Source organism: uncultured Eubacterium sp. (genome assembly GCF_934561735.1).
GTDB lineage: Bacteria > Bacillota > Clostridia > Oscillospirales > Acutalibacteraceae > Eubacterium_R.
This window is the reverse complement of the sequence record NZ_CAKTGT010000004.1, coordinates 81,233-93,272: the sequence shown is the minus strand read 5'-3', so window position 1 is coordinate 93,272 and position 12,040 is coordinate 81,233. Positions and strand designations below refer to the sequence as shown.

General features: G+C 41.5%; 10 protein-coding genes. 4 read left to right on the top strand and 6 right to left on the bottom strand.

Annotation, left to right across the window (positions count from 1 at the left end; genetic code table 11):
• Window positions 1-29: 29 nt before the first annotated feature.
• From purB to Q0E08_RS05130, 5 genes are read right to left on the bottom strand one after another with little or no spacing between them, the layout of a single operon-like run.
• Entirely contained in the window at window positions 30-1,463 is a 1,434-nt protein-coding gene (gene purB, locus Q0E08_RS05150; RefSeq protein WP_294777655.1) for an adenylosuccinate lyase, read from the bottom strand.
• On the bottom strand, window positions 1,463-2,173 hold the full coding sequence (purC, locus tag Q0E08_RS05145; RefSeq protein ID WP_078767768.1) for a phosphoribosylaminoimidazolesuccinocarboxamide synthase: 711 nt from the start codon (window positions 2,171-2,173) through the stop codon (window positions 1,463-1,465). The genes purB and purC overlap by 1 nt, the downstream gene beginning before the upstream one ends.
• Window positions 2,174-2,220: 47 nt before the next feature.
• Window positions 2,221-3,438 carry an LL-diaminopimelate aminotransferase gene (locus tag Q0E08_RS05140; protein WP_294777653.1) on the bottom strand — a complete coding sequence of 406 codons (1,218 nt, stop codon included), beginning with the start codon at window positions 3,436-3,438 and terminating at the stop codon, window positions 2,221-2,223.
• Between the two features lie 24 nt (window positions 3,439-3,462).
• Complete coding sequence (gene dapF, locus Q0E08_RS05135) at window positions 3,463-4,314, bottom strand: diaminopimelate epimerase (RefSeq protein WP_294777651.1); 852 nt, start codon at window positions 4,312-4,314, stop codon at window positions 3,463-3,465.
• Window positions 4,315-4,322: 8 nt separating this feature from the next.
• On the bottom strand, window positions 4,323-4,838 hold the full coding sequence (locus Q0E08_RS05130) for an ANTAR domain-containing response regulator (protein WP_294777649.1): 516 nt from the start codon (window positions 4,836-4,838) through the stop codon (window positions 4,323-4,325).
• A gap of 334 nt (window positions 4,839-5,172) precedes the next feature.
• Here Q0E08_RS05130 and glgB point away from each other — a divergent pair, with 334 nt between their 5' ends.
• From glgB to glgA, 4 genes are read left to right on the top strand one after another with little or no spacing between them, the layout of a single operon-like run.
• Window positions 5,173-7,227, top strand: coding sequence for a 1,4-alpha-glucan branching protein GlgB (glgB, locus tag Q0E08_RS05125; RefSeq protein ID WP_294777647.1), 2,055 nt, complete (start codon window positions 5,173-5,175; stop codon window positions 7,225-7,227).
• A gap of 18 nt (window positions 7,228-7,245) precedes the next feature.
• Window positions 7,246-8,451 carry a glucose-1-phosphate adenylyltransferase gene (locus Q0E08_RS05120; RefSeq protein WP_294777645.1) on the top strand — a complete coding sequence of 402 codons (1,206 nt, stop codon included), beginning with the start codon at window positions 7,246-7,248 and terminating at the stop codon, window positions 8,449-8,451.
• A gap of 2 nt (window positions 8,452-8,453) precedes the next feature.
• Complete coding sequence (gene glgD / locus Q0E08_RS05115; protein ID WP_294777644.1) at window positions 8,454-9,575, top strand: glucose-1-phosphate adenylyltransferase subunit GlgD; 1,122 nt, start codon at window positions 8,454-8,456, stop codon at window positions 9,573-9,575.
• Window positions 9,576-9,587: 12 nt separating this feature from the next.
• A complete protein-coding gene (glgA, locus tag Q0E08_RS05110) occupies window positions 9,588-11,015 on the top strand; it encodes a glycogen synthase GlgA (RefSeq protein WP_294777643.1) in 1,428 nt (475 codons plus the stop codon).
• Between the two features lie 71 nt (window positions 11,016-11,086).
• Here the strand turns inward: glgA and Q0E08_RS05105 are convergent, their stop codons facing one another.
• Complete coding sequence (locus Q0E08_RS05105; protein WP_294777640.1) at window positions 11,087-12,007, bottom strand: hypothetical protein; 921 nt, start codon at window positions 12,005-12,007, stop codon at window positions 11,087-11,089.
• Window positions 12,008-12,040 lie beyond the last annotated feature (33 nt).

Sequence of the window (12,040 nt, the reverse complement as noted above, 5' to 3'; positions counted from 1 at the left end):
GAGTACTTGTCGGTTTTTTGCTGTATCAATCAAACATTAATTTCAACATCAACACCGAGTAAATCCTTGTTTTCTTCAAGAATAGGATTGATAACTTCACTAAGGAAGTCTGCTGTTTGTTCAGGTGCTCTGCCTACAAAGTTTGCAGGTTTCAAAATTGCAAGAATTTCTTCCTTAGTAGTCATAAATGCAGGGTCAGCCGCAATTCTGTCCACAAGGTCGTTCTTTCCGCCTTCAACCTTAACAACAGCACCGGCTGCCATTGAGTGTTGGCGGATTTTTTCGTGAAGTTCCTGTCTGTCGCCGCCTTTTTTAACAGCGTCCATCATAATGTTTTCTGTTGCCATAAACGGAAGTTCGCTCATAAGTCTTGATTCAATAACCTTTGGATAAACAACAAGACCGCTTGTAACATTGATGTAAAGGTCGAGTATTCCGTCAATAGCAAGGAAGGCCTCGGCAACGCTTACACGCTTGTTTGCACTGTCGTCAAGTGTTCTTTCAAACCATTGTGCAGAAGCTGTCCAAGCAGGGTTGAGTGCGTCAATCATAACATATCTTGAAAGAGATGCAATTCTTTCGCTTCTCATAGGGTTTCTCTTGTAAGCCATAGCGGATGAACCGATTTGGTTCTTTTCAAACGGTTCTTCGATTTCTTTAAGATTTTGAAGAAGTCTGAGGTCGTTTGAAAATTTGCAACAACTTTGTGCAATGAGTGCAAGGCAGTTGCAAACAATGGTGTCAAGCTTTCTTGCATAAGTTTGTCCGCTTACAGGGAAGCAAGCCTTGAAGCCCATTTTTTCGGCAATCTTTTTGTCAAGTTCCTTGCACTTCTCGTGGTCGCCGTCAAAGAGTTCAAGAAAACTTGCCTGTGTTCCCGTTGTGCCTTTTGATCCAAGGAGCATAAGGGTGTCAAGTACATGGTCAACCTCGTTGAGGTCCATAACCAAATCCATAAGCCAAAGAGTTGCTCTCTTGCCCACCGTTGTAGGTTGAGCCGGCTGGAAGTGGGTAAAGCCGAGACAAGGCATATCCTTGTATTCGTCTGCAAATTTGGCAACCGATGCAATGGCGTTTACAAGCTTTTTCTTAACCAAATTGAGTGCCTCACGCATGGTGATAACATCTGTGTTGTCGCCTACATAGCAAGAGGTTGCACCGAGGTGGATGATACCTTTCGCCTTAGGGCATTGCTCGCCGTATGCGTGCACATGACTCATAACATCGTGACGGAATTTCTTTTCGTATTCCTCTGCAACTTCGTAGTTGATGTCGTCTGCGTGAGCCTTTAATTCGTCAATCTGTTCCTGCGTTACATTGAGTCCGAGCTCGTGCTCTGTTTCGGCAAGGGCAATCCAAAGCTTTCTCCATGTTCTGAACTTGAAGTCCGGAGAATAGATGTATTGCATTTCCTTGCTTGCGTAACGGGCATTAAACGGGGAATTGTATGTGTTGTGTTCCATTAGTTAAGTCCTACTCTTTTCATCATTTCTTCGTATGCTTCTTCTACGCCGCCAAGGTCACGACGGAATCTGTCCTTGTCGAGTTTTTCGTGTGTCTTGATGTCCCAAAAACGGCAGGTATCAGGGCTGATTTCGTCTGCAAGAACAATTGTGCCGTCTGCTGTTTTGCCGAATTCAAGCTTGAAGTCGATAAGTTCAACACCGATTGATGCAAAGTATTCCTTGAGTACATCGTTAACCTTGAATGCCATTTCCTTGATGGTTTCAACATCTTCTTTGGTTGCAAAACCGCATGATACAGCATGATAGCCGTTGATGAGCGGGTCGCCGAGTTCGTCATCTTTGTATGAGAATTCGATTGAAGGGCAAACAAAATCCATGCCTTCTTCAAGACCGAGTCTTTTGCAGATAGAACCTGCGGCTCTGTTACGGATAATAACTTCAAGAGGAACAATCTTTACCTTTTTAACTGCTGTTTCTCTGTCTGATAATTCTTCAACAAAATGGGTTGGAATACCGTGCTTTTCAAGGATTTGCATAAGGTAGTTGCTCATCTTGTTGTTTACAACGCCCTTGCCGACGATTGTACCTTTTTTGATTCCGTTAAAAGCTGTTGCGTCGTCCTTGTAGTCAACGATAACGATGTTTTCATCGTCTGTTGCCCAAACCTTTTTTGCCTTGCCCTCATAGAGCTGCTCTGTTTTAGTCATAATGTTATCCTCCTGAATAAATATGTTTTAAATGAAATATAATTTAATTATTTTTTGTATGCCTTTTTGATTCTTTCAACAGCTTCAACAGTCTTTTCTGCGTTGCCGAATGCTGTTAGTCTGAAGTAGCCTTCACCTGCAGGACCGAAGCCCGAACCCGGAGTACCTACAACCTGGCACTTTTCAAGGAGTTCATCAAAGAATTCCCAGCTTGTGTAACCTTGCGGAACTCTGAGCCAAATATATGGTGAGTTAACGCCGCCGTAGCATTCAAAACCGGCTTCTTTAAGTCCCTCAAAGATAACCTTTGCGTTCTTTTGATAGTAAGCAAGTGTTTCTTTGATTTGCTTCTTGCCCTCTTCCGAGTAGATAGCTTCTGCCGCTCTCTGTGTGATGTATGACACACCGTTGAATTTTGTAGCCTGGCGTCTTGCCCAAAGAGGATTGAGCGATGTGCCTTCAAATACAAGGTCCTTAGGAACTACAGTGTAGCCGCATCTCATACCTGTAAAGCCGGCGGTTTTTGAGAAAGAACGAAGCTCGATAGCACACTTCTTTGCACCCTCGATTTCGTAAATTGACTTTGGAATGTTTTCTTCAACAATAAAGCTTTCGTAAGCCGAGTCAAAGAGAATGAGTGACTTGTGTTCAAGTGCATAATCAACCCACTTTTTGAGCTGTTCCTTTGTTGCTACCATACCTGTTGGGTTGTTAGGGAAGCAAAGGTAAATTACATCAGGAACTTCCGACGGAAGATCAGGTGTAAAGTTGTTTTCTGCCGTGCAAGGCATATAGATGATGTTGCTCCAAAGACCGTTTTCGTCCTTGTCGCCGCTTCTGCCTGCCATAACATTTGTGTCAATGTATACCGGGTAAACAGGGTCACAGATGGCAACCTTGTTGTCTACCGAGAAAATGTCGCCGATGTTGCCGCAGTCACTCTTTGCACCGTCGGACAAAAAGATTTCGTCCTTTGCAATGTCAATGCCTCTGTCTGTGTAATCGTTCTTTTGAATAGCGTCAAGAATAAAGTCATAGCCGTATTCAGGCGGGTAACCTCTGAATGTTGCTTCGTCTGCCATTTCCTCAACTGCCTTGTGCATTGCATCAATAACAGCCGGAGCAAGCGGCTTTGTAACATCGCCGATTGAAAGACGGATAACATCTGCATCCGGGTGAGCTTCTTGGTATGCTCTTTGCTTCTTTGCAACCGTTGAGAAAAGGTAACTTGACTCAATCTTTAAAAAGTTGTCGTTAATTTTCATATTTTTAAACCTCCGTTAAATTACTTATATTTCAACCGTACCGGTAAAAGCATATTCTGCCGGTCCGGTCATAATAACGCTGTCGTTTTCGTTGCCGCTCCATTCTATAATCAAATCTCCGCCGAGAAGGTGAACGGTAACTTTGTTGTCGCAGTAGCCGTTGAGAATTGCGGAAACAGCGGTTGCACATGCACCCGTGCCGCAGGCAAGAGTTTCTCCCGTACCACGCTCGTAAACACGCATTTCAATATTTTCTCTGTCGATAACTTTTGCAAATTCGGCATTTACTCTGTCGGGGAACAATTCGGTGTTTTGCTCTGCTGTTTTGCCGTATTTGTTCAAATCAAAATCTGTCGGATGCTCGTCAATGAACATAACCGCATGAGGGTTGCCCATTGAAACGCAGGTCATATTGAACTTTCTGTCAGCGAATGTAACAGGTTGATTAACGCATTTCTCTCCGTCAAAGTTAACGGGAATGTCGCTTGCCTTGAGTATCGGTTTGCCCATATCAACTCTTGCGGATACAACCTTGCCGTCAATAACATTTACCTTGATGTGTTTGATGGCACCCATAGATTCGATTGTAAATTCCGTTTTGCCGTTTGTATATCCCTCGTCAAAAAGGTATTTTGCAACACAGCGAATACCGTTGCCGCACATTGCACCTCTTGAACCGTCGGGATTGTACATAACCATTTCAAAATCGGCTTTTGTGCCTTTTTTGATGATAATGAGCCCGTCACCGCCTACGCTGAAATGTCTGTCCGACAACTTCTTTGCCGCCGCACTTTCATCGGGTATCTGATATTTCATTCCGTCAACATAGACATAGTCGTTGCCGGCACCGTGCATTTTAACAAATTGTAATTTCATTGTATCACCTATTCAAATCTTGTAATGATGTCTTTTGCAACATCAACCATTTTCATACCGCTTTTCATACTTTCGCCTTGCAAAAATTTGTGTGCTTGCATTTCGGTCATTGAATTGATGTTCATCAATACGGCTTTTGCATTTGATATGTATTCGTTGTCGTTAAGATTTCTGTCGGTAAAAGAACTTTCGGTTGTAACAAGAATTTCAACCGTTCTTAAAAAATCATCTTTGTCAAGCGGTAGGGGAAGACAAATGAGGTTGCCCATGTAATCTTCTTTTCCGCTTCTTGACAGAGCGACTACATCAAAGCCCGATGGCAATCTTTCCGCCATAACCGCCGCACCCATATCACGCAAAATAGATGCACAGATTATAACGCCGCTACGCATATCCGCCGCAATACCAAGGGCACTTGCACCCGTGGCACAGATGTGCGATACATAAAGGCCGTCTTGCTCAAGAACGCTTTTCAGCTGCAAAGCCGTGTTCCTGTTAGGGTATGCAACAATGATGTTTTTCATAGCCTGTTCTCCACCCCAAATATGTTAGTCCTTAATATATATGTTTGTTATTTTAAAAATATAAATTATTATAACATATTATAATGAAATGTGGCAATAGAAAATATACTATAATTTTATAAAAATTTTGTTACTTTTACCGAGTAGTACTTTTTTTGTGCGTATTTGACAAAGTGCACAGATTTTATAAATATTTTACATTTTCTTGTAACAAAATAACCAAATAACTCTTGAAAACTGTTTGTAATAGTGTTATTATTATTTTATAGAATATTCAAAGTAGGGAAAGTGTACCCTTTTTGTTGTTTAGTAATTGTTAACGAAAGGATTTTCTATGAAAAAAATGAAAGAAGAATACCAACTTCCCGTGTATCTTTTTCATGACGGAACCAACTATAAGGCATACGAGTTTTTCGGCAATCACCGTATTGACGGCGACAAAGTAGCCTTTAGAGTTTGGGCACCTAATGCTCAAGGTGTGTCTGTTGTGGGCGATTTCAATTCTTGGGACGAAAGTGCAAACAAATGTGTTGCCGTTTCTCCGGGAATTTGGGAAGTGATTATAGATGATGTAAAGGTTTATGACTGTTACAAATATGCAATCAAAACCAACACGGGTGCAACACTTCTTAAGGCAGACCCGTATGCGGTGCATCAGGAAACACGACCGGGCACAGGCTCAAAAGTTTACGAACTCAAAGATTACAAATGGAAAGATTCCAAATGGCAACTTGACAAAAGCCGACAGAATATTTTGGAAAAGCCTGTTAATATCTACGAGGTTCATATGGGCTCGTGGAAAATGCACGATGACGGCAACTTCCTGACTTATCGTGAACTTGCCGAGCAGCTTGTTCCTTATGTAAAGGATATGGGCTACACTCACATTGAGATGCTCCCGATTATGGAATATCCGTTTGACGGCTCTTGGGGTTATCAGGTAACAGGCTATTTTGCCGCAACTTCAAGATACGGACTTCCTGAGGACTTGAAGTATTTTGTGGACACCTGCCATAAGGAGGGAATAGGCGTTATTCTCGACTGGGTTCCTGCCCACTTCCCAAAGGATGCCTTTGGACTGTATGAATTTGACGGCACTTGCTGTTACGAATACAGCGATATGAAAAAAGGCGAGCATAAGGAATGGGGCACAAGAGTGTTCGACTATGCCAAAAAAGAGGTCAAGTCGTTCCTTATTTCGTCAGCTAATTATTGGATTGAAGAATTCCATTTTGACGGTCTTCGTGTAGACGCCGTTGCTTCAATGCTTTACCTTGATTATTGCAGAAAAGACGGCGAGTGGACTCCTAACAAAAACGGCGGCAGAGAAAATCTTGAAGCGGTTGATTTCTTCCGCCAACTCAATTCAACCATTCTCACCAATCATCTGGGTTCGATGATGATTGCAGAGGAAAGCACCGCTTGGCCGATGATTACAATGCCTCCGTCAGAGGGCGGACTTGGATTCAATTTCAAGTGGAATATGGGTTGGATGAACGATATGCTTCGCTATACATCGCTTGACCCGCTTTTCAGAAAAGGCAATCACAACTGCATTACATTCAGCTTTTTCTATGCGTTCAGCGAAAATTTTGTTTTGCCTGTATCTCACGATGAGGTTGTTCACGGCAAGGCAAGTTTGCTTAACAAAATGCCGGGCGAATATGATATGAAGTTTGACGGCTTGAGGTTGTTCCTTGCATATATGATGGCTCATCCGGGCAAAAAGCTTCTCTTTATGGGCAGTGAGTTCGGTCAGTTCATCGAGTGGAATTACAAGCAAGGACTTGACTGGGTTCTTCTCGATTACGAAAAACACAGACAAACCTTGGAGTTCTCAAGAGAACTTAACAAGTTCTACAAGGAGCACAGCGAACTTTGGGAAATTGATTACAGTTGGGACGGATTTCAGTGGATTTCTTCCGAGGATAATTGCAACAGCGTAATTGCCTTTAGAAGAATGAACAAAAAAGGCGAAGAACTTATCGCCGTGTTTAATTGGACTCCGAACAGTTTTGATTCATACCGTATCGGAGTTCCTAAGAACGGAACTTATAAGGTTGTGTTTGATACCTCGCTTGAAAAATTCGGCGGAGATAAGCACAGAATGTCCGGCTCGTATAAGTCTAAAAAGGGCAGCATCCACGGCTATGAACAGTATATTGATTTGAAACTTCACGGATTGTCGGCAATGTTCCTCAAAAAAACGACCGATAAATTACCGGCTAAAAAAGAAAAGGCGGTTAAGTCGGAAACAAAACCGGCAAAGCCTACAAAACAGCAGGTAAGCGAAGCGGAAATAAAAGAGGAGAAACCTGTGCAGGCAAAGGCAAAACAAACCGTACCTGCAAAAGATTCCAAAACAAACAGTAAAAAGAAAAAGAGATAATACAGGAGGATTTACAGTATGTCAAAAACAGATGTTGTTGCTATGCTTCTTGCCGGCGGTCAGGGCAGTCGTTTGGGCGTTCTTACCAAAAGCGTTGCAAAGCCTGCGGTTCCTTACGGCGGTAACTATCGTATAATCGACTTCCCGCTTTCAAACTGCGTAAACAGCGGTATTTATACAGTCGGCGTTCTCACACAATATCAGCCGCTTGTACTCAATGATTATTTGGGCAACGGTCATCCTTGGGATTTGGACAGACTCAACGGCGGCGTACATATTTTGTCACCGTATGAGGCAATCGGCGGTGCTTCTTGGTACAAGGGCACGGCTAATGCTATTTATCAAAATATCAATTTTATTGAGAAATATGACCCTAAGTATGTGGTTATTCTTTCGGGCGACCATATCTATAAGATGGACTACTCAAAGATGATTGAGTTCCACAAAAAGAATAATGCCGATTGCACAATTGCAGTTCTTGAAGTTCCGTGGGAGGAGGCATCTCGTTTCGGTATTCTCGCAACAGACGATAACGACCAAATCTATGAATTTGCCGAAAAGCCTGCCGTACCAAAGTCAAACAAGGCTTCTATGGGTGTGTATGTGTTCTCTTGGGATAAGCTCAGAAAGTATCTTTGCGAGGACGAAGCCGATGAAAATTCATCAAATGACTTCGGTAAAAATATCATTCCTAATATGCTTAACGACGGTCAGCGTATGTTTGCTTATCCATTTAAGGGCTATTGGAAGGATGTTGGCACAATTGATTCTCTTTGGGAGGCAAATCTCGACATCATCAATCCAAATGTTGACCTCGACCTTTCGGATACATCTTGGAGAATTTACAGCAGAACACCTGACGCACCGCCTCATTACATAGGCAAAAATGCAACTATCGAAAATTCTTCGATTTCCGAGGGTTGCGATATTGACGGCACGGTTGAATACTCCGTTGTTTCATCAAAGGTAACAGTTGAGGAAGATGCAGATGTTAGATTTTCCGTTATTATGCCCGGTGCAACAATCAAAAAGGGTGCAAAAGTGTACTATTCTATAATTGCAGAAGACGCTGTTATTGAGGAAGATGCACAGGTTGGTGCAATTCCTGAAAATTTGGAAGATCCGTCAACTTGGGGCGTTGCGGTTGTAGGCTCAAACGCAACAATTACAAAAGGTAAAAAAGTAGAACCTAAAGATATGATTCCGTCAGGGGAGGAGGTATAAGTATGAACGGAAAAAATGTACTCGGCATGATTTTTGCCAATATTCACGAAGAAACTCTTGAATCACTTACAGAATTGAGAACTATGGGTTCCGTTCCGTTTTGTGCAAGATACCGCCTTATCGATTTCCCGCTTTCCAATATGGTGGAAAGCTCGGTTACAAATGTGGGCGTTGTAACAAACGCAAACTTTAATTCCCTCATGGACCATGTAGGCACAGGCAAGCCTTGGGATTTGTCACGCAAAACAGACGGTTTGCATATTCTTCCGCCGTATTCAAGCAATTCCGTTACCATGTGGGGCAACAGAATTGATGCTATTTACGGCAATATGGGATTTCTTGACCATTCAACGCAGGAATATGTTTTGATGTCGGATTGCTATAATCTTATGAATATCGATTTGTCCAAGGTGTTTGATGCACACGAAAAGTCCGAGGCGGATATTACAATCGTTGGCGTCAAGGCTAAAAAGCCGACAGCGTTCAGCAACATCCTTGTTTTTGACAAGGTTGCGGATGACGGCAGAATTTTAGAGGCTTCCATTGACCCTGATGTTGAAACTGCTTTTTATTCTACAAATGTTGTGCTCATCAAAAAGTATTTACTTGAGGAACTGGTGACCGCCGCTCATTCAAAAAACTTGGTTTCGTTCCAGCGTAACATCCTTCTTCAAAACATTAAGAACAAAAAGGTTTATTCTTATGATGCAACAGATTGCTTTGTAGGCACTATCGACAGTGTTCAAAGCTATTATGATGTTTCAATGAGTATTCTTGACAGAGAAAATAAGAAAAAGCTTTTTGCAAAGGAACGCCCTATTTATACAAAAGAGCGTGACGATATGCCAACCCTTTACGGTATGGAAGCAGAAGTTACAAATTCTCTTGTTGCCGACGGCTGTGTGGTTAAGGGTACTGTTGAAAACTGCATTCTTTTCAAGGGTGTTAAAATTAAAGCAGGTGCAGTTGTTAAGAATTCTATCCTTATGCAGGACACCGTTGTCGGCGAAAATGTAAAAATGAATTATGTCATTTCCGATAAGGATTGCGTTATTAAATCCGATGTTGAGCTTTCCGGTGCGGCTAACTATCCGGTTTGTCTTTCAAAGGGTACAAAAATTTAGGAGGATTTACAAATGAAGGTTTTATATGTTGCATCTGAAGCGTTGCCTTTTATGGCTTCCGGCGGTTTGGGTGATGTTGCCGGCTCGTTGCCTGTTGCACTTCGCAAACGCCTTATCGGTTGCCGTGTTGTAATGCCTCTTTATGATTCCATTAAGCAGGAATATAAGGATAAAATGAAGTTTATTACATCGATTTCCGTTCCTGTTTCGTGGCGTAGACAGTATTGCGGTATTTTTGAAGCAAAGCACAATGGAGTAATTTATTACTTCCTTGACAATCAGTATTATTTTAAGCGTGACGGAATTTACGGTCACTATGACGATGCGGAAAGATTTGCTTTCTTCTCAAGAGCGGTTCTTGAGATTATTCCTCACATTGATTGGAAGCCGGACATCATTCATTGCAACGATTGGCAGTCGGCTCTCACACCGCTTTATTATTCTTGCTATTATGCAAACCAAATGGGATATGAAAACATCAAAACTGTTTTCACAATCCACAACATTCAGTATCAGGGCAAGTACGGTGACGAACTTCTCAACGATGTTTTGGGCATTGCACCTGAATATAACAATCTTATTTTGTACGATGGACTTGTTAACTTTATGAAGGCAGGTATCGAGTGTGCAAATAAAGTAACAACCGTTTCTCCGACCTACGCAAAGGAAATTCTTGACCCGTGGTATTCCTACGGTCTTGACCCTATTCTCAATCAGCGTAGCTGGAAACTTTGCGGTATCCTCAACGGTATTGATACCGAAAATTATAACCCTGAAACCGACCCTAACATTGTTGCAAATTACAATGCCGAAAATTGGAAAAAGGGTAAGGCAGAGTGCAAAAAGGCTCTTCAAGAGCAGATGGGTCTTGCTGTCAGAGATGATGTGCCGGTTATCGGTATCGTATCTCGTCTTGTCGGCCACAAGGGACTTGATCTCATCCGTGAAGTTATGGAAAAGAGCCTTTGGGAGCGTGATGTTCAGTATGTTGTTCTCGGTTCGGGCGAATGGCAGTATGAGAGCTTTTTTAGAGAACTTCACGATAAATATCCTGATAAAGTCGGCGTAACAATCGGATTTATTCCTGACCTTGCACGCAAGATTTATGCAGGTGCAGACTTGTTCCTTATGCCGAGCAAGAGCGAGCCTTGCGGTCTTTCACAGATGGTTGCACTTCGCTACGGCACGGTTCCTATCGTTCGTGAAACGGGCGGTCTTAAGGACTCAATCACCGATTCGGGTGACGGCGAGGGCAACGGATTTACTTTCCAAACATACGACGCATACGATATGCTCGGTGCAATCTACCGTGGCGTAGAGGCTTATAACAACAAGGATTATTGGCCAACACTTGTTGAGCGTGCACTCAACTGTGATATGTCTTGGGGCAAATCCGCAAACGAGTACATCAAGATGTACAAATCACTTCTTAAAGATTAAGACAAACAAAATAAAAGTGCGTTGGTATTGTGAAGTACCAATGCACTTTTTTATATGCAGATATATAAGAATTATTTTTTTAATGCCGGAATGAACAGCTCGATTTCTTGAACTTTACTGTTTGTAAGGCTTGCTTTGATGTAATATATTGGTTGATAATAATTTTTAGAATCACTTAGATATGTTAATTCTATACTGTTAATTTGAATAGTACTGTTTTCAAAATCATATTCACCAGAGCAGAATTTGCCCTGCTTAATCAAATTTATAACTTCTTTTTTGCTCAAAATGCTTTCGGTAGCACATTTGTCCAAATCAACCATATTGTTGTCAATTTGACCTAAAACATCACCATTAAATAAATAGCAGTAAATTGTGCCGTTACAAAATGATTTGTCGTTTTCTCTGACTGTATGGCTGAATTCATAGTATGAATTTTCATTTACGGTAAGTTCGGAATTAACAGGCGGAAATACGGAATATTCTTTAAGTATATTTCTGATTTCATCTTCCGTGTATGATGTGTCGGGCACTTCGTTTGTGTATACTTGAAAAAAATCCTCGTTCTGAAAATTGTAAGTTCCATTTGTTAAATCCATTGAAAAATGATATTTGCCGTCTACGGAATTAAGTTTAAGCGTATCATTTTCAATTACATATGATTTGTAATCAACCTCAATGTTACTTTTTTGAAAAAAGCATTTAGCTTGCTTTATTGCATCGCTAATTGTATATTCTTTTGCACGGTATATATTTTTCGTTGTGCTTTTATCCGAAATTGCCGTGTCACAAATGATTTTTGTATTTTTCATATTGTGCTTTTCGTAATTGGAAATATATAAATTGCCGTAAGGTTGAATTTGATATGCGGCATATATGCCCGAAAATGTTCCTATTACAATCAGAAACGGCAAAAGGCAGATGATTACTTTTTTAGGAGTTACGGCTTTATTTTTTGTTGCGAAAAACAGCCGGTATACACAATATCCCAATATAACGCCAACCGTGTTGTTCAGCACATCGTC

Coding starts and splice junctions, on each gene's coding strand:
- purB (WP_294777655.1), bottom strand. CDS start 1,463: ATGGAACACAACACATACAATTCCCCGTTTAATGCCCGTTACGCAAGC.
- purC (WP_078767768.1), bottom strand. CDS start 2,173: ATGACTAAAACAGAGCAGCTCTATGAGGGCAAGGCAAAAAAGGTTTGG.
- Q0E08_RS05140 (WP_294777653.1), bottom strand. CDS start 3,438: ATGAAAATTAACGACAACTTTTTAAAGATTGAGTCAAGTTACCTTTTC.
- dapF (WP_294777651.1), bottom strand. CDS start 4,314: ATGAAATTACAATTTGTTAAAATGCACGGTGCCGGCAACGACTATGTC.
- Q0E08_RS05130 (WP_294777649.1), bottom strand. CDS start 4,838: ATGAAAAACATCATTGTTGCATACCCTAACAGGAACACGGCTTTGCAG.
- glgB (WP_294777647.1), top strand. CDS start 5,173: ATGAAAAAAATGAAAGAAGAATACCAACTTCCCGTGTATCTTTTTCAT.
- Q0E08_RS05120 (WP_294777645.1), top strand. CDS start 7,246: ATGTCAAAAACAGATGTTGTTGCTATGCTTCTTGCCGGCGGTCAGGGC.
- glgD (WP_294777644.1), top strand. CDS start 8,454: ATGAACGGAAAAAATGTACTCGGCATGATTTTTGCCAATATTCACGAA.
- glgA (WP_294777643.1), top strand. CDS start 9,588: ATGAAGGTTTTATATGTTGCATCTGAAGCGTTGCCTTTTATGGCTTCC.